This is a genomic window from Mesorhizobium sp. M0802 (assembly GCF_040320115.1).
In the GTDB taxonomy this organism is placed as follows: Bacteria; Pseudomonadota; Alphaproteobacteria; order Rhizobiales; family Rhizobiaceae; genus Mesorhizobium.
This window is the reverse complement of the sequence record NZ_JAMYOY010000019.1, coordinates 1-18,198: the sequence shown is the minus strand read 5'-3', so window position 1 is coordinate 18,198 and position 18,198 is coordinate 1. Positions and strand designations below refer to the sequence as shown.

Genomic DNA, 18,198 nt, shown 5'->3' with positions numbered 1-18,198 from the left:
CAGGAGGAAAACGAAAATGAACTTGATTGCACGCATGAGCGGCTGTGCCGCTGCACTTTTAGTCCTCAGCACAATCTTTCCAGCGTCCTTACAAGGGCAGAGTGGAGCCCCTGTACTGCGGCCCAATCCTGCAGATGCAATCAATCAGCCTCACAAGCACGCCTGGGATCTTTTCTTGGCAGTCAATCATCCCGCCGACCTTTCCCAAGGGCGTGGAATTGCTGATCCTTCGAAGAAGATCGGCGATGCCGGGCAGGTGGTCTGGGAGACGTGGAAATTAGCCCGGACCGAAGTGTTCTTGGACCCAGCCACGAAACCTGAGACATGGGAGACGCCGCCCAGCAATACTGCGAAGATTGTTGATCCGCCAAAATCGTCGGTCTTGGTCGCGGAGCTGTTGAAAGGCAAGAACGGCATCGGCATTCAGCTCGATCCCGGCGAGCCGACCAACGAAACACGAATGAACAAGCCAACATTCGATTTTATCCGTGACAACGGACTCTATTCCGTCGAGGGACAAGAAGAATTCATGCAGGCCATGTTGGCCGCGGCGCAGAAGATGTCATTTCCACTTGAGTCGATTGAGGTGAAAGCCTCGTGGAGGAAATTTGCTGTGGCCGAGGAGAAGCCTGAGATCTCTGGTCGTTATTACACGCACCGCGACGAGAACGGTGTGCTCTGGGGTCTCGCCGCGTTGCATATTCTTACTAAAGAGGTTCCGAACTGGTTCTGGACCTCGTTCCGACAAGTTGACGGGCCAACGCCAGCATTTCCACAACCTGATCCTGTTGGTCGACCGGCTGCTCTCAATGGAACGGTTTGGCAGAACTATGAACTCAGCGGTGTCGAATCGGATTTCGTCGATTCAATGGGACGCCCAAATATCCTTTCTGATCCGATAATAGAGGGCGGTTTTGAGCATTCTTCCTGCATTAGCTGTCATGCCCACGCGGCCATTCGAACCAAAGTTGATGACGTACGAGATGAAATGCCGTTCTTCTTTGGTGTAGACGGAGCAGGCCAGGGGCTCACCCCATAGGGCCTCCTGGACATGACACGTCGCTGCCGGTCGCCGACCAGACAAATATGTTCGTCGATGCCAATGGAGATCTGCAGTTCTTTCAGCAGGATTTCGTTTTCGCCCTACGGCGCGCAAATTCCCGCAAGTAGCGCTGGAATCCGGGGCGGTGAAGCATCGCCGATTGAAACCAGCTATCCCACGCGACAACAGTTCGGAGGACGTGACCATCATGTCGTTTTCGGTTCGTGGATTGCCGGAGTATCACAAAGGTATGCTCGTCGTGGGTCTTCAACCGTCAATGGGTCGGTTCTGGCCGGGAGCGACCCCGGGTGTCGTTGCCGCGTCGCTTGATTCCCCGGCCATTTCGGCGATGGTGGGGCTTTCGCGGCGAGGCATGATCAAGCGGGTTATCCCGTTGTCGTCGGCGAGCCCAGGGGACGGGTTGGTTCCGGTTCTAGCTAGCTCGGCTGCAACCATAGCCGGTTCCCAAGCAAGATACGGCGGGGGCGGGGGCCGTGTTGCTGCAACGCTTGGCGCCACCGCGAGCCAGAAACGCAGCAAGGATGCAAACGCGGGTGTTTGCATTGTTGAGCTGGACTCGGAGGGCGACGAAAATCGCTTACGTGACGAGCTTGCTAACGACCCGGATGTCACATTTGCCGCGCGCGTCCCCGTCCGCTACGCCTCAGTTCGTCGCCCTCGCCGGAGCAAGGTTACAGGTGCGACGCCGGCGGCAATTCCTCCCGCCGGCGATATGTGGAACCTGGCGCGGATTGGTTGGAGCGAAGCGCGGGGATTGCCTGGTTTCCAGGATGCAATGAAAATAAAGGTGGCCGTTCTTGATACTGGAATTGACGAACAGCATCCGGATTTGGTTGGTCGGATAGCTGGTTATGTGCATAGCTATGCAGGCGTATCCGCGCCATCCGGTCCCGAAGATGTGATTGGACACGGTACTCATGTCGCTGGAACGATCTGTGCAAATTTCGATAACGTTTTCGGAGTACGCGGTATTGCCTCTTGTGCACTGCTGGCTTGGAAGATCTTTGATGACGAGCCGGATCTCCTTCGGGTGCTGCTAGGACCAGACGAGTACGTCTATTATGTGGATCCTGTGATGTATCGTCGTGCGCTAAGCGAGTGCCTGGACGCGAAAGTTGATGTCGTCAATCTAAGCATCGGTGGGCCGGGTGAACCTGACCCGCAGGAAAGGCAGTTGTTCGACCTGTTGGTGGCCGACGGTGTGACGGTTGTTGCAGCCATGGGAAATGAACGCAGTTTGGGTAGTCCAATTTCCTACCCTGCAGCAATACCAGGTGTGATCGGCGTTGGTGCGACGACAATTAATGACAGGGTCGCCGATTTTTCGAACAGAGGGGGGCACATCTCAATCGCCGCTCCTGGCGTTGGCATCTGGTCAACGCTACCGACCTATCCTGGTCAGACGGGCTTCGTAGCGGCGACAAGACCAGATGGAACATCGATCCGGGGGCGCCGAAGTCGCGGGACACGAACTACGCCTCCTGGCAGGGAACGTCCATGGCCAGCCCGCACGTTGCGGCAGCGGCGGCGCTAGTGCTCGCGAACAAGGGTAAGATGCCTGGGCATGACGTGAGAACTGCGTTGATGAACTCGGCTGATCTTGTGCCTGGTATGGGTGGTGCTGCATTCCATCCCGACTATGGCGCCGGCCGGCTGAACTTGGCAAAATTGCTTAGTTAGCAACGGCAGGAGACTGTGTGTTTGCCCCAGCCGGATGTACTGCTGTTCAACTTTAAGCCGGATGTCCCCAGACTCCGTCGGGATGAGTTGCTGGCGACGATCGAAGGGTGGGCCGAAGTAAAAGCTGCGCAATATCTGAATCCTACGGCGAAGCGCGCTGAAACAGCTCGAATGGGTTACGTCGAATTGACGGAAGGCGCCGACACTGAAGCCGTTGGGCGCAAGCTTTCGGAGCTCGTTGAAGTTGAGATGACACAGGAGCCGGCACGACGTGGGCTTTAGGTGGTAGCCTGTGATTAGCCATCGGGCGGTTGTCTCCGATCGCCCGGTCAAGGGGCGCGGTCGTAGTAACTTCCGTACTACCAACCATTCAGAACGCCGGCGTGTCGCTCTAAATCAATTCCTAGTTGAATTTATTTGATCGATAGTATTGTATCCAAAAGCTGGCGTCGGGATAAAAGTGAAAACGGAAGTATTAGCAATGTCTTAGAGGTTGGGTGCCGCAAACCGATGGCCAGAAAACGCAATTCCTCGGAAACGGCGCCCAAGCCGATCAAGGCGCAAGATGCTATGATGCTGGACCCTACGGCCACGGGGTCGCCGTTCATACCGGTTGGAACAGGCGAAGGATCGTCGGGTGTAGCCGCAAGTCAGCCGCCCACACCGGAAGAAGACCTCGTCGTCGAAGTTGAATTGGCACCGAGCGCAAGTGCAATTGGCTCTGCGCTCTCGAGCAACATTGCGGGCTATCTCGCAGAAGGCGCCGGCGCCGCGCCGCCGGACGTGGCATTGCGCGGCGTCTTGCGCCGCTATGGGTTGCTTGAGGCGCGATCGGTGTTCACAGAGGGGCAGGTTCAGGCGGAACAGGCGCGGCTCGATGCGCTTCGGGCCGCGACCGCAATCGGATCTGCATCGGTTGAACAGGCAAGTGCACTGGAGCGCCTTCCGCCGCTGTCCAGCTTCATGCGGCTGCGCTTTCCGGGGGGTACGCCTCCGTCCGAGGTGACGACAGCGCTCAAGCAACTGCCGGAGGTCACCAAAGCGGTTATCGTGCCCAAGGCGGCGCCGCCAATGCTCGCCTTGTCGGAGCCCGATCCTACCGATCCGCAGATCGGCGACGGACCGCTCACGTCAGACCCCGCAACTGGACTGGAATCGCAGTGGTATCTTCATCGCACCCGCGTGCCGCAGGCTTGGCAGTATTCGCGTGGCGCGAACGTTGTGGTCGCAGATATCGACTGGGGTTGCCGCACATCTCACCAGGAATTTCGGGCTTCCATCGATCGCTGCTACAATGCGGTCGATGGCGGTGCCGATGTGACGCAAGGATCGCACGCGGCGCATGGGACTGCGGTGCTCGGCATCGCCGGAGCGCGCGCAGACGGCGTTGGCATGGCCGGATATGCGCCGGAGGCTTCGCTTTGGGCGGTCCAAGGGGACAGTGGCCCGAACGCACCCGTCTTCGAAGAGCCGTGGGCCGAGGCGGTCGACTTCGTTCGTCGCACCAATTCAGCGAACCGACGCAAGGTCGTGATCGTAGAGGTTCAGACTACGCTCGGCGGCAATTTCGAGCAAATCCCATCCGTGCATCGTGCGATCCGTGCTGCGATTGCCGACGGCTGCGTCGTCTGTGTGGCTTCAGGCAACGGCAATCGACCGGCCGACAGGACCGATTCCGATGAGCCGTTCGATCCAACCGGCTCGATTCTCGTCGGAGCGACCGCATACGACGCCAACTTGAACAAACGCGCCTTTTTCAGCAACTACGGCGGCCGTGTCGTGGTTTCGGCACCAGGCGACCTGAACCACGACCTGACCTGCGGTCATGCGTCGGACTCCTCTTACCGCAACGGCTTCGGCGGCACGTCCGGTGCGACCCCTAAGGTCGCTGGCACCGTCGCGTTGATGCTGTCGGTGAACCCGGACCTGACACATGGCGACGTCCGGGACATCCTTTCCGGAACGGGCTCCACGCTGGTTGAAGATCCCGGCAAGCCGATCGGCACGTTCCTGAACGCCGAGGCCGCGGTGGCCGAGGCCCTGCGTCGCCGCAGCTTAAGCCAGCCTACAGAGGCACTGCGCACGCCGGCCGGGATGGAGGTGGCCGAGCCGCCGAAAACGAAGTCGGTCCATGGCATCAATCGTCGCCAGAGCCAATTGGTGCTGCCCAGGAATACCGGCGGGCCGATCAGCTGGGAGACGGTGGCCGAAACGCCGATTGTTGCCGACGCGGCCTCCGGCGAACAGCTTCCGGCTGGCGACAAGACGCTTCGGAGCTTTCGCGAAAGCGTCGAGGGTACTCTTACGCAACAGGATCGTATTCTAATCGTGGGCCAGGCAATCCAGATGCTCGACAATTTCTATGTCCATCGCCCGTTAAAGGAAGCGATCCATGCGGTGCGCCCGATCCAGCGACTTCGCGTGCTCCAGCGCCGGCTGATGCAGGAGAGCAATATTCCTGCCGGTGAACGGGACGAACTGGCGTTTCACAATACGCTAACTCAAGTTTTCAACTCGGTACGCGACCTTCATACGAATTATCAGCTTCCGCAGCCTTATCGCGATTACATCGCCTACCTGCCTTTCGAGGTGGCTCCGTTCTATGAGAACGGAGTTCGGAGGTACGTTGTAACGCGTGTGTTGACCGGCCATCAATTCCCCGCTCCCGAATTTGGGTCGGGCAGCGAACTGTTCTACTGGAACGGGATGGCGATCGAGCGCGCCGTGCGTGCGAATGCCGAGCAGACCGCCGGAAGTAACGACGCGGCGCGCCACGCGCGAGGCGTCAGTTCTCTGACAATCCGGCCCATGAATACAGCTCTGCCGCCGGATGCCGATTTCGTCGACCTGGAATTTCTGCCGCGACACGGCGATCCGAAGAATCTGTCTCAGCGGCGACAGATGCGGCAGCAATGGTTCGTCCGCTATGCGCCGACCACGTCGGGCGGCTCCGACAAGACGGCCGTGTCGGCGCCCCTTGCGCAAATTCAGCCGCAACCTCCGCAGGCGCCTCCGGCGGATATCTCCTTCGCGGCGAATGTGTCGGTGGATTTTAGCCGACACAGCATGGCGCGGTCGGCGAGTGTCATCTTCGATCAACCGGCCAAGATCGTGCCTCCGGCGGAGGCGGCGCAGCCGGCAGCTGCCGTTCCCGCGGCGTTGCTGTCACGAAATCTCGGGCAGGCCGCGGTGCTCGGCCTCGATAACGCGGCGGATGCGGTGCGGGAGGCGCGCCAGCTCATCTTCGATTCCGGCGCCTTGCGGAACCTGCAAAGCGCTAATTTCGGTGAGCAAGTCTCGGGCTTTTTCGCTAGCGCATCGCCTGACTCGCTGGAGGAAAATCCGACCGGCACGGAGATCAGCGTCATGGTGCCCTGGAACGCTGCGTTCCGGGCCAGGACCATCGACATTGGCGGCGTAACCTATGGCCACATCCAGATCCGAACATTTCATGTTGAAGACGCTGACGGCTTCGTTGCGGAATTCGTCCGGCTGCTCGGGAGCACTCCACCAAATGGTCTGATCCTAGACGTGCGTGGCAATGGAGGCGGCAGCATCCTGGCTGCCGAGCGACTGCTCCAGACACTTACCGCGACGAGAATCGAACCTGAACGTATGCAGTTCGTCGTCACGCCGGGTACACTCGATCTATCACGTAACAACCCGGTCGGTTCCCAGATTCCCCTTGATCAATGGCGCCCATCGCTTGAGGAGGCAGTCGAGACGGGCTCTCTGTATTCTCATGCCTTCCCGCTGACCGACCCGGTCAGTTGCAACTCGATCGGGCAGCGCTATTATGGCCCTGTTGTGCTGGTGGTTGACGGCAACTGCTACTCTGCAACCGACATGTTTGCCGCAGGTTTCCAGGACCACCGGATAGGCAAGATCCTTGGCGTCGCCAGTAACACTGGCGCCGGCGGAGCGAATGTCTGGGAGCACTGGCTCCTGAACCTTGTCCTTCCGACGGGATGGGGGCTGAAGCCGTTACCGAACAACGCCAGCATGCGCGTGGCCATACGCCAGTGCCTGAGAGTTGGACCGCGCGCCGGAGCATTGCTTGAAGACTTCGGCGTCGTCCCTGACGAGATACACAGACCCACCCGCGCCGATGTGATGGAAGGTGATCGAGAGTTGCTTGCTCGTGCCGCAGAACTCCTCTCGAAGGAACCTCGTCGAGAGATCAGCGTCACAATAGGCGCCTCCGATCCGGCCAAGCCGGGCTTTCGCCTTGTGAGCATCAATACGGTCGGACTGACGAGGCTGGATTTCTACGTCGAGGGCAAGCCGGAGGGAAACGTCAGTCTCAATCCGGACACCGCGGGCAAGGCCACGCTGACGCTGCCCATGAAAGCCGGGTCGAACATCAACCTGGCCGGATTCATCAAGCCGAACGATCTTGTGGCTGTCGCGGTCCATCGCGGGAACGTGGCGTAGAGGAGGCGGCGGTCATCCGACTCGGACAGCAGGGTCAATTCTCGATGCGGCGCTGACGCCGCCTGACGAATGGAGAGGAGTTGGGCTTGACAATCTCTCGGGAGCAACAGCGTTTCCCGACGCGCAACTATCCCTACCGGAAGGGTGGTGCGTGCCTGGCCGCGCCTGCCGACGCAGTGCCGCCCGAAGCGAATGTGCTCTATCGTCGAGTCGGCGGGATCGATACCGACCCACGGCCGATGGATGCCGAGGAACTCGCCAAGCTAGATGACCCTCTTGGCCGACTGCTGCGCTCCGGCAATCCGTTTCCGCTGACGGCGCGGAGCCTGATTGCAGCCTTCGACGTACTCGGCGGGACACCGGATGCGCTGCCGCGACAGCTGGTCTTTTTGGTCGCAGATGGCGGACATATTCCGTGGACACCGCAAACCGATCGGCTCCAGCGCGCATTCCGTTTCGTGATCGTTCGTGGAAAAGCCGACTTCACGTTGCTCGTTTCCTCAAGCACATTACCCGATTCCGCCGCGGACGATGCGTTTCTGCAGATCATCGGCTGGGACGATACGCACAAGGTGTTTCATTTCTACGAGCGGCTGGCTGGTGCCTACTTCTGGGCTGGGATGTCGTCCCACGCATTACAGGCCGCCACACGCGGCAAAGGCCCTTTCGACAGCCATGTGAACGGTGCGACGGTCATGAAGGAGCTGCGATCGCCCTGGATTCATTGGCACGCGCCGCAGGCAGGCATCAACGAAAACGCGCTGGCGCCTGACGATCCACTGCGGAACGATCCTCTATTCATTGGCCGCGTAACCGCTGAACGCATGGAGACCGAGGTTGCGCGACCTGGCATTCGGCGCTGGAATGCGGCGCGTATCGCCCGGGCGGTCGACGCCGACGGCAGCTGGAACGACGTTCGCCACTTCCTGCGCCAGGCTGTGACGGACACCACGGTGAACCTAGCCACGTCGGAAACGGCGAGCCGCCTGATTGGGGAGCAGACTCCACTTAAGCTACCGCTGTCGTTCTTTCTCAACCGCGATACGCTGTTCACAACCTTGGGCCTCGAGCCCGACGACCCGGCAGATGCCGACATCGTGATCCCGGGACTGGTCTATCGGCGGTGTCTGGCCGATTACGACGTTCATCTGTCCGACGGCTTGCTGCGCATCGAGGGCGACTCGCATTTTGCCTTTCTGACGCCCGAGCCGGCTTTCGAGGATACGCAGCTGATCGATGCCCTCGTGCTGGCCAGCCTGTTGACCAGGCGCTTCGTCGCGGCGCTAACGATGACTGATTTCCCAAATCCAGTCTTTTCGGCGCGCCGGGCGGCCCTGCTTCGCCATGTGCCGACGGTCGCCAAAGGCCCAAACGCCGGAGAAGCAATGGAACGGGAATTTCTGGAGGAGATCCGTGCCACTACAGGTCAGCAAGGCAATGGCGCCAACAGTCCGGAGCGGGAGTTCCTCTCGAACTTCGAGACGGTGGATTTCGAAGCCGCCTCCAGGGAGCGCATCGCGCGGTACTTCGCGTTGTTGAGGGCGGGCATGACCGATCCCGAGACCGTCGACGGCTGGTTCCGTCTAGCGGAGTATCGACGACGGCGGTTTCGCCGTAGGCCACTCGCCGAATTCGCGCTGACCACCCCGCGGACCAACATACCGCTGACGGCCGCTCCCTTGCGGATGACCGAGTTTGGCCGTGTCGAGCCTGTCCGGACTGCCGAAACAGACGAGCCCCAACCACCTCAGGGAGAGACTTAATGCCCCGCTTCGATCCGCCTGGATTTCTCGATGACCTCGATGCAGCCGGCAAGCAGGCCTGGAGCCAGCAGGTCTCTGCCTGGCTCGACAACGCCCGCGAAGGAGATCCTGCCCGCAATGACGGGCCGCGCGATCAGTTCTTCAATCCGCTGACCAATCCGCCAGCCGCGGACGCGCAGGTTGCCGTGATCTCGTGGAACGCGTTTCCTCGCCAGGTGCGCCTCAATTCCCTGAGTGATATGCAACGCTGGCGTCGGGCCGACGCGGCGCGCAGTGTCCAGGACGAATATTGCGAATGGAGCGCGGCGCGCGATCCGGCCAGCGGCAAGATCATGCGTGTCGATTTCACTTGCGAAGGCCCCGAATACTGGCAGTTCTTGGCTGGCCAGGACCCGGAAAAGGTCGTGTCGCTCTATCGGGAACTTGTTTCGCCCTCGGTCCAGCGCGAAGACCTCTTTGTCGGCGGTGTCTACGAGCCCAGGAACCGCTTCAACAACTCGACCAGCAACGGCATCGTGCATCTGATCCAGGACTCCAATACGCTTAGGGCGGAGATCTGGCTGGGCGCTGCCGCAACCATTCGCCGCAGGCGGGCCGGACAGGACATCACCGACGCCCAGGCGTTGATACAGTGCTCGCGTTATGGCGAGCCGAACCGCCACAGCGACCCGTTCATCGGCGATCAGGTCAACGCCCTCGCCAGGAGGCTGGCGGATATCACGCTGAACAACCCTGTGGGGCTTTATCTTCATCAGTTTAACCCAGTGGGTTGGGTGACGCCCGACGGCGAGAATGCAATGAACTTCTGGCGCTTCACGCGCGGCAGCAACGATCATTTCGTGCGCGCGACCTACGAAGTTCCACCTGGGCGCGGCTATGTCGTGGGCGACATCAAGATCGACGGCCGGCCTATCCAGTTCGGCGCACAGATCGCGGACTTCATCACCATCAAGCTGGAGGGCATGGCTACTCGCATCGGGCAGAGTACGGTTGCCTCTTTCGAGGGATGCTGGGGAGAGGCTGGTGCGCCGCCTGCGGTCGTCGCCTCTGAAGCGGCGGATGCGCTTGCTTTGCCGACCCGGCGTCCCGGCCGAAGCGCAGCATACGAAGCGCTTTCTGACCAGACGGTCGCCGAACGCACCGTCTTCGAAGCACTGCCGCAGGTGCTTCGCCAGAGCCTCGACCAAGCCGACGCGGCCGACGACGCTGCCTCGCCGCCAGCATTGCTGCCCTATCCCCGGCTGCCGGATTCGAACTTTGTTCCCCGTTCTGTTGCCGGCAGGATCATGGCCTATGCCTCGCCGGATTCAACCTACGCCGTCACGAAGAAGCTGATCGATAGCTCGACCCGCTCACTCGTGATCGGCATCTATGACTTTAGCGCGGAATACATGAAAGAACATCTGAAGCGCGCGATGCGGCGCGGCGTCTCTCTATCTCTGATGCTAGACACAAATTCCATCGAGGAGCGGAGCGTGCTGGATGAATTGGCGGCGCTCGGTGCGAACTGCGTCAAGGCGCCATCCAGCTCGGCCGGGAATCCCGTGGCCTACTTTGGCAACGCACACGAGAAGATAATCGTGGTCGACGGCGAGATCGCGATGATTCAAAGCGGCAATTGGTCGGAAAATAGCATCCCCTTCAACGAGGGCGACGGGGTGGTAATAGGGAGTTTCGAACCCGGCAATCGCGATATGGGGATGGCAGTTGAATCGCGCGAACTGGCAGCCTTCTTCTCCGATCTGGTCGCCCGCGACATGCGGCTGTCGCAAGGGCAGCCGCCGGACGCAGTTCCGCCCGGTGTGCTTGCGGCTGCTTCGCCAGCCAGCGATATCTTCTTCGAAGCAGCGCCGCCAGCGATTCCGACGAGACTGTTTTCCAGCATCACCGTCACGCCGGAGTCACCGATCAGCGTCACTCCGGTCATCACACCGGAAAATTTTCATCCGACGCTCAGCCTCTTGCTCAGGTCCGCCAGGCGCAGCGTTCGCATTGAGCAGCAATACCTCCGCGGCGGGCAGCCCGCGGTCGAGGCACTCCTGCAAGAGATCGCAGATGCACGCGCGGATCACCCTGATCTTGACGTGCGGATCATCGTCTCGAAAAAATATTTGAATACGGGCCAGAAACAGAAATTCGTGAAGGCGATGGACGATTTCGACTTAGCGTTCGATACAAACTATCGATATCTCTCGACCCGTCATTTCGTCCATTGTCACAACAAGCTCATCGTGGTTGACGATGAGAAGGTGTTGCTTGGCTCGCAAAACTGGTCGACAACCGGGTTGCTTTCCAACCGCGAAGCCAGCCTGCTCGTGGAGCATTCTGGCATCGCCAGCTATTTTGCGAAGCTCTTCGACGCCGACTGGGAACTCAGCGAACCTGGAGCTGCGCCACCCGACTTTATCGATCCCGCCGAGGCGGGTATCCGATCTGCTTCCGATTTCGCCCAAGGTGGTGTGGTGATATCCAGCGTGGCCGACTACAGGGACATTTGAGCGGCTCGGCTATCGTCAAACGTTGCCGGATCGTTTCAGGGGTCTAGTCGCATCGGCAGTCTACGCAGTAATAATGACTGCAGTTGATCATCAGCAGTTACAGCAGAAGTGTTTGAATCCAAAATTGGAGGCAACAAAATGCCGCAAGAGCTTTTCACCCTAGCCACGCTGGGAACCTTGGCTGGAGCAACCGGAGCAACTGTGATTGTCGGTAATACGATACAATCAGTCGCCAACTACGGCGCCAAGTGGCTCTCACTTGTGATCGCGGAGCTTATCATCGTCGCGGTCGCCTTTTTCGCGGGTGCGACGGATGTCAGTGCATACTTCGTCGCCCTATTGAACGGGTGCCTCGTCTACGCGTCGGCTATTGGACTCAACACGATGACATCGCCCGCGCAGCCATTGGGGTCGCCGAGCCCGCGATCGGCGAACCAAGTGGGCTTGCCGCCGCAGGACATTAGCGGTTCCCGAGGACGCGGCTTCTGGAACCGTTGGTGGTAGTGACTTGGATGCGGTCGTCTGGGGGTTCCGACCCTCGCTCCCATGAGGGTCACTGGCATGATCGCCTCGGGTCCGCAAGCCGCCCGGCGCGCCCAACACCTATGGGTACGACGCGCATCGTGTCGAGACCGAACGCCACTCTTTCGGTGTCTACCAGAGTTCGACGCGCTCGATCGTGTTGAATTGTTGAGCAAAGAGAAGCTGTGGCCGTTGATATCACGCCGGACATTAGCCGCGGTCCCGGGAATACAGAAGAGGCGACCGACGAATAGGGACTCCAGCTAATTCGACGAGTTTACGTCCCTAGGAAAATCACTTATTCTGTGGTGCTCGGCCCTAAGAACGATATAAGTTTACTCTTGATTTGTCTTCGACGTCAGCCGCTATTGAACTCTTTCAGAAATTCCCTTCTTATTTGCGGATTAGGGCATGAAGCGTCCGGTTCTCAGGTGGCATAGGCCCGCGGCGCGGACCTACGATGGTATTTCGCAGGAAGGCTTGCAAAACCTTCCTCCGTTGCAGCAGCAGCGCGCTCTCCTAGAAACAGTCGGAGTGCCGCTCGTTGCAGACGCTAAGACTGCCAAGGACCAAGCGATCGGCTTGCTGAAGGTCGCGGCCGAGGTCGAGCACGCGCTGCTGGTTCAGTATCTCTATGCCGCGGACTCGATCCTCGACGGCGAAGGGCCTCCTTCCTATGCGAAAATGCTGCGCAACATCGCCATCCAGGAGATGGGACATCTGGCGACGGTGCAAAATCTGCTGCTTCTGCTTGGCGGACCGGCGGCTTTGCACATGCAGCGAGATGTCCTGCGTAAGTTGAGCGAATACAATCCGATTCCTTTCGTCCTGGAGCCGGTGCGGCTGGAGTCGCTGGCAAAGTACACGGTTGCCGAGCAGCCGGCCAAGGTCTCCGATGGACTGGAGGCTTTGGTCAGTCGACTTCAGAAAATCGCCGCGACGGATGCCGGTATCGAGCCCAATCGTGTCGGGGCGATCTATGCGATGGTGCGGTGGTTCCTTCTGGACGAGGATGAGGCAACGGCTTGGATGGATCTAACCGCAATGGTCGATCTGCCGGGCAATACGCATGTGACCGACCAGGATCTGCAGCCGAGCGACGTGGTCCTGGCTCATCAGGCGACGTCCACCGAATGGGGCGACCACTTCGATTCATTCCTGTTGGAGACGGCAACGACACGCGAGACGGCGGTGAAGGCGATCGACGTCATCACCGAGCAGGGCGAGGGGTTCAATACCTCCGATGAAAGCGACACTCATTTTGAGCAGTTCATCAAACTGGTCACTGCACTCGAAGCGGGCAGCATCTCCGTCAAGGCGATTGCGACATCGCCGACGCTTGCGCCGGGTCAAGGCGGCGAGAAACCGCAGGCGATCTTGAACAGCTACACGCGGCTCTGGGCAGGAGTGCAGAGCCTGCAGTACACGCTCGTTGCGCTGAGCATTCTTCACGCAATGTCGCTAAGCCGCGATGTAGCGGGAGATGCGGAGTTGCGCGAGGCACTGGCCAGGCGGGCCGTGCGTGTGGGAATGCGCGAAACGCTTCAACCGCTCTCCGACATCCTGACCGCGCAACCCATCGACATTCCCGGCGGTGTTCTCGCAGGCTCGTGTTACGATCTGGATACGTCGCTTCTGGAGTCGGCGGACACTTTCACACTGGCCGAGCGCCATCTCGACATCCTAGCCCGGCTCGAGAATCTCTACGGTCAGGTGGAGGCGTCGCCGGAGTTCGTGAAGCCCGAGAATAAAGACCATGGGACCGTACTGAAAGACCTTCGCAAGACCGACCAGAAACACAAGAAACTGTTCGATTTCCTGCCGTCAGGCCCCGGCATCGGCTGATTGAGCAGGGCAGGGAGGATAGATTGGTTAGCTACAGAATATTTCCAGCCATCGGCATTGCACGGATCGGCGGCGACGAGGATTTCTTCCTAGGACCGGAACGGGTAGGGGAAGGTCCTATAGAACCGGCTTCGGGCGCCAAGGCGACGCGTTTCAAGAGCGCCGACGGCAAGTTGATCCGGAAGCAGGGTGCGCGGTTTCATTTGTTCGAATCAACGGACGGTGTGGCCTGGACACCGGCAAAACTGCCTATCGGCGCGACGGTCGAATGGTCGGTCGTTCTGGCCAATACTAAGGCTGCCGCCGAACGGCCGTCTGTGCCTCCCATCAAGGCGACCCGTCCGGTGATGGCCGCCGGAAGTGAGGGCATGGCGATCGTCTCCGCGAAGACCACGATCACCGGCGCCGGACAGTCCAGTGCAGCGCTTGGCGGTGTGTTTGTAACAATTGGCCCTACCGGTCAACCATTCATCGTCGAGGTGAAGCTTGGCCAACTGCGTACCGACGATCAAGGTCGCCTGATCGTGACTGGTGGCGACGGGATATCAGGCGCACCGGCAGGTATGGCGGTCGGACCGAGCTTCTACAACAACGAGAAATGGTTCGACGACGTAGCGGATGGACCCGTGACCGCAAAGGTCATGCTTGCGGGTGGCGCGACACAGGATGCTGAAGGCGGGGCTTGGGTCATCATCGGTCCGCCGGACTACGCGCCGAATATCGGCGGGATAGTAACCCTGTTCGACATTGTGCGCGAAAAGGGAAATGCCCCGATCCCAGAAGTTCCTTCCTTCGCGGCAGAGATATTGCCCATCATCCAGCGGACGCGACGCCATCGTTGGGTGAATGGAAAATCCAATTGGTCACATAGCGACATCGACGTTCCTAACCTCGGCAACAATGCGGCCGCACACAAGACAGCGCGCGCGAATGCACTTGAGATCATCAAGGAAGCCGAAAAGATCCTTGATGGGCACATCGACGAGAACGGCCCGCCGTTCCAACTGACCACGGGCCAGAAGGCGATGCTAGACGCCTGGGTTCAGGGCGATTTCAATATGTCACCTCTGGATATCCCCGCCCTAAGCGGCTCGGGACTTACCCGCGCTTCCCTCGAAGGAGCCGTCGGGCAAGGTTTCTGCCCCGGTATTGAGGCAGGCATATTGGTTGAAGACAGATCCATCTACCTCGAACCTTTCGATTATCGCATCGATCATGGAGAGATCGCGGCGGGCGATCTGACAGCCTTGATGGCGCAGCCGTGGCAGGCGGATTTCTACGATTGCGCAGGCAGTTGGTGGCCTGCGCAGCGTCCGGACGAAGCGCCACAGTCCGACGATTTCGACGACACGAAAGAGTGGGTCCGCGATGTGAACTCGCAAAGCGACATGGTGGAGAAGTTCCAACTTCTCGGTTTCATTCTGAAGCAGGGAGACGACGAGGTCTACATTGAAAGTGAGCGTGCGACCCCATTCGTCGCGTAGAGGATCGTGGACGAGACTTCCGCAACTTACTTCGCAGCGGTGATCGGTGGCGGTCCCGCCGGCAGCGCCTGCGCCCTTCGGCTGGCGCGGCTCGGGTATCCGGTCGCGCTGATTGCCGATGAGCCGGGCGCTCGAGTCGGCGAAACCGGCGGACCCCGGCTGACCCGCACAATGGACCGATCCGGGATTTCGCTGCGGCGCGACATTGGTTGGCCGGTCGAGCGATTTCACTCGGTCTGGGGCAGCGCGGACGAAGCGGTGCGCGACGAAGTGTTCTGGCATGCGACGGGGGGCAGGTCGTTGCCGCGACCGGTGTTCGACCGACATTTGCAGGACGCCGCAGCCGAGGTGGGGGCGACGGTGTTTCGGAATGTCAGCGCCGCTGGGGTCATCTGCGAAGCAGACCGGTTTTGTATCCATCTACGCCACGTCGGACGATCAGCCACATGCGTGGCCGAGTTCATCATCGAAGCTTCTGGCCGCCGTACCCGCTCGGTCGTGCACCCCGACGCCAGCCGCTACTTTGTCGATGGACTGGTGTGTGCCTCAGTTCTGGTCGATCTCCCGGCCCGAATGACTGCGTCCGCTATCGTCGAGGCGGTGCCGACCGGATGGTTCTATGTAGTGCCGTTCGAGGGGCGCCACGTGCTCTGCTTCTTCACCGATGCAGATCTGCTGACTGCCCGGCCAGACGCCAGCTTTCTCCGGCAGATGCTCGCAAGCTCATCGCTCCTGGCGGGGCTTACACGAGTTGACGGCACTTCCGGCGTCGGCGTCCGAGATGCCCGCACTTCAATCCGCACTTTACTTTGGCGTGGGAAATGGATCGTTGCTGGGGACGCGGCCTGGACGCTCGACCCACTGTCCGGAGACGGCATCGAACGAGCCGTTGACTCGGGCACCGCGGCGGCGGACGCTATCGTCAAGGCATTCCAATCCAAGTCCTCACGTCCATTGCGCCAATATGCGGTAGCAAGCGCGGAAAAATTCCGCCGTCTCCTGGCGGCGCGCCACGACGTCTACGGGCGGGAAATGCGGTGGAGGCAAGCGCCGTTCTGGCGCTCACGCGCATTGGCGGTGTCGCTTGGTTCCTCGTAGATACTGGATTGCGACGTTTCAGGCAGGGTGAAGTTGTCCTTGAAATAAAGGTGCATTCGCCAGTCGACGCCTTCGAGCAGGGGTCCGACGGATTCATTCCTGCAAGTGCTTTTGTTCGGTCTGCCGCATCGCCGAGTGGGGTTCGCCCGAGTCGATAAACAAGGCCCCCGGTCTTCGGATGTTGACCCCAGGAGCTATTTAACCTGCTTTTGTCGGACAATGCGCTTCGGGCGGCGGCCGTGCTGGATGACAACGCCGTGTTTGCGCCACTTGGCCATGATCGCGCCGACCCCGGTGGTCCGAGTAAGATGCTGGCGGCTGGACCGAATCCACCAGCCTTTTTTGATGTTCTTTGGAAGACGGTAGGCGTTGTCACTCAGAAGGATTCCGAGGTGCCGCAGCGTCGTCTCCATTGTGGTCGCCGAGGTCCAAGATGAATCAGCACCTCCTACTGATTGGGTCGCCAAGCAAATGTCATTATTGTTCCAACGGTTTGGTCGAAGGCCGCCCTACGCCGATCTGAAGTCCACTCTTGATGTAACGGAGTCCAAGTCGACCGTTTGCTCGCGCCCCAACTGCCGAACCTCCGGCTCCATACCAGATGTTGGGTCCAAGCAAAGAGATCGTTTGCATTCTGGCCAATAGTTCGTGCTGGATCTAGCGGACGTCAGGACGCTATTTCCCAATTGCATTCGACCGCGGTAGTCAACAAGTACTGGAGGACCCACCATTGGCGCATAAGGAGGCCGTGTATGTAGCGAAGGCCGATGCGATTGGCCTTCTTCTCGATGAGTTAGAGGCCAACCCAGATCCGAGGGCGCACACCGTATTAGATCTGGTAAATCACTGCAGGAAGCAGCCGGCGATGCGACCGAGATAACGATCCTCGGCGGATACTATAGTCGAAGCTGGCTCATTGAACTGTTCAAGAGGCTTCCTCGCAGCCGTCGGCGCTATTGTCGGGTTAGGATCGCCGTGGGATCGGACGCGACGGTTACACTGCCTTTAGTTTGGGAGGACATGCGTGCCGTTAGGGCGCATCTTCTCAAGCTTGGATACCAAAACCCGCAGGTATGCGTCGTCGGCCGACGCCCCGTTCATTTTCATACAAAGCTCTTCCGATTTCTTAAAACGACGCAACCTTCCTGGTTCATCGGTTCCGCAAACCCTGGCAGCGACCGACACGAACTAATGATGACGCTCGTCGGACGCCACAAAGGATTGTCTCAATATGTCGAGGCGGTATTCGACGGGGCACTGTCGGTCACCGAAAGACCGCCTCAGCGGGAGCCCCCAGGATTTCTTTCTCGACGGCGTGCTCTGTCACAAGCCGCCCGCACAGCGGCTTTTCGTATTCGACGCCTATAGGCTATCTCCGGAGGATCGTAGCAAGATCAACGCGCGAATCGGCGAGGGCAGTGGCGTCGACCACGCGAAACCCTCAACGAGCGGGTTCGGGTGCGGACTTCTAAGCGCAATGGCATGGAGGTTGGCAGTTTTCTCGATGAGGATGAGACGGCCATCCGTACACGGATGCGCGACTACGGCTTAGATACTGTGTTCGGCCTCTGGTTGCCGCGTACCTACGCCGCTGAGGTGGAAACGTCGATCCGGGATCAACGGAGAAGTTTAGGAAACCGACTTTCGGTTATCGGTGCGAAACTGTCCGACCCTAGATGTTTGATCCCAGACTTTGATGGCGCATACTTTTCGTCCGAATCAAAGAATGCGCTATGGGCCAGGTTCTTCATGGGAGCGCCACGACGACAGAGGCGATCCGTCGAGCGATACAGCATAGTCAAGAGAGCCTG

12 protein-coding genes are annotated in these 18,198 nt (G+C 59.7%); 11 read left to right on the top strand and 1 reads right to left on the bottom strand.

Annotation, left to right across the window (positions count from 1 at the left end; genetic code table 11):
• The first annotated feature begins 16 nt into the window (after positions 1-16).
• The 11 genes from NKI10_RS23825 (at position 17) to NKI10_RS23775 (ending at position 16,387) form a co-directional block, all read left to right on the top strand.
• Positions 17-1,039, top strand: a complete 1,023-nt coding sequence (locus NKI10_RS23825) for a hypothetical protein (RefSeq protein WP_352862136.1) — start codon at positions 17-19, stop codon at positions 1,037-1,039.
• A 211-nt stretch (positions 1,040-1,250) separates the two neighbouring features.
• The gene (locus NKI10_RS23820) at positions 1,251-2,597 is read left to right on the top strand and encodes a S8 family peptidase (RefSeq protein WP_352862135.1); all 1,347 of its coding nucleotides are present in this window, start codon (positions 1,251-1,253) and stop codon (positions 2,595-2,597) included.
• A complete protein-coding gene (locus NKI10_RS23815; RefSeq protein ID WP_352862134.1) occupies positions 2,561-2,743 on the top strand; it encodes a S8 family serine peptidase in 183 nt (60 codons plus the stop codon). Before NKI10_RS23820 ends, NKI10_RS23815 begins: the two co-directional genes overlap by 37 nt.
• A 21-nt stretch (positions 2,744-2,764) precedes the next feature.
• Entirely contained in the window at positions 2,765-3,025 is a 261-nt protein-coding gene (locus NKI10_RS23810; protein WP_023806599.1) for a hypothetical protein, read from the top strand.
• 228 nt (positions 3,026-3,253) lie between these two features.
• Positions 3,254-7,177, top strand: coding sequence for a S8 family serine peptidase (locus tag NKI10_RS23805; RefSeq protein WP_023806600.1), 3,924 nt, complete (start codon positions 3,254-3,256; stop codon positions 7,175-7,177).
• An 80-nt stretch (positions 7,178-7,257) separates the two neighbouring features.
• Positions 7,258-8,940, top strand: a complete 1,683-nt coding sequence (locus NKI10_RS23800; RefSeq protein WP_156941063.1) for a hypothetical protein — start codon at positions 7,258-7,260, stop codon at positions 8,938-8,940.
• Positions 8,940-11,438 carry a phospholipase D-like domain-containing protein gene (locus NKI10_RS23795; protein WP_352862133.1) on the top strand — a complete coding sequence of 833 codons (2,499 nt, stop codon included), beginning with the start codon at positions 8,940-8,942 and terminating at the stop codon, positions 11,436-11,438. Before NKI10_RS23800 ends, NKI10_RS23795 begins: the two co-directional genes overlap by 1 nt.
• A gap of 138 nt (positions 11,439-11,576) precedes the next feature.
• Complete coding sequence (locus NKI10_RS23790) at positions 11,577-11,942, top strand: hypothetical protein (protein ID WP_023806603.1); 366 nt, start codon at positions 11,577-11,579, stop codon at positions 11,940-11,942.
• Between the two features lie 429 nt (positions 11,943-12,371).
• A complete protein-coding gene (locus NKI10_RS23785) occupies positions 12,372-13,805 on the top strand; it encodes a ferritin-like domain-containing protein (RefSeq protein ID WP_352862132.1) in 1,434 nt (477 codons plus the stop codon).
• 23 nt (positions 13,806-13,828) lie between these two features.
• On the top strand, positions 13,829-15,289 hold the full coding sequence (locus NKI10_RS23780) for a LodA/GoxA family CTQ-dependent oxidase (protein WP_023806605.1): 1,461 nt from the start codon (positions 13,829-13,831) through the stop codon (positions 15,287-15,289).
• A gap of 6 nt (positions 15,290-15,295) precedes the next feature.
• A complete protein-coding gene (locus tag NKI10_RS23775) occupies positions 15,296-16,387 on the top strand; it encodes an NAD(P)/FAD-dependent oxidoreductase (protein ID WP_023806606.1) in 1,092 nt (363 codons plus the stop codon).
• Between the two features lie 194 nt (positions 16,388-16,581).
• Here NKI10_RS23775 and NKI10_RS23770 read toward each other — a convergent pair whose 3' ends face one another.
• The gene (locus NKI10_RS23770) at positions 16,582-16,800 is read right to left on the bottom strand and encodes a hypothetical protein (protein WP_023806607.1); all 219 of its coding nucleotides are present in this window, start codon (positions 16,798-16,800) and stop codon (positions 16,582-16,584) included.
• Positions 16,801-18,198 lie beyond the last annotated feature (1,398 nt).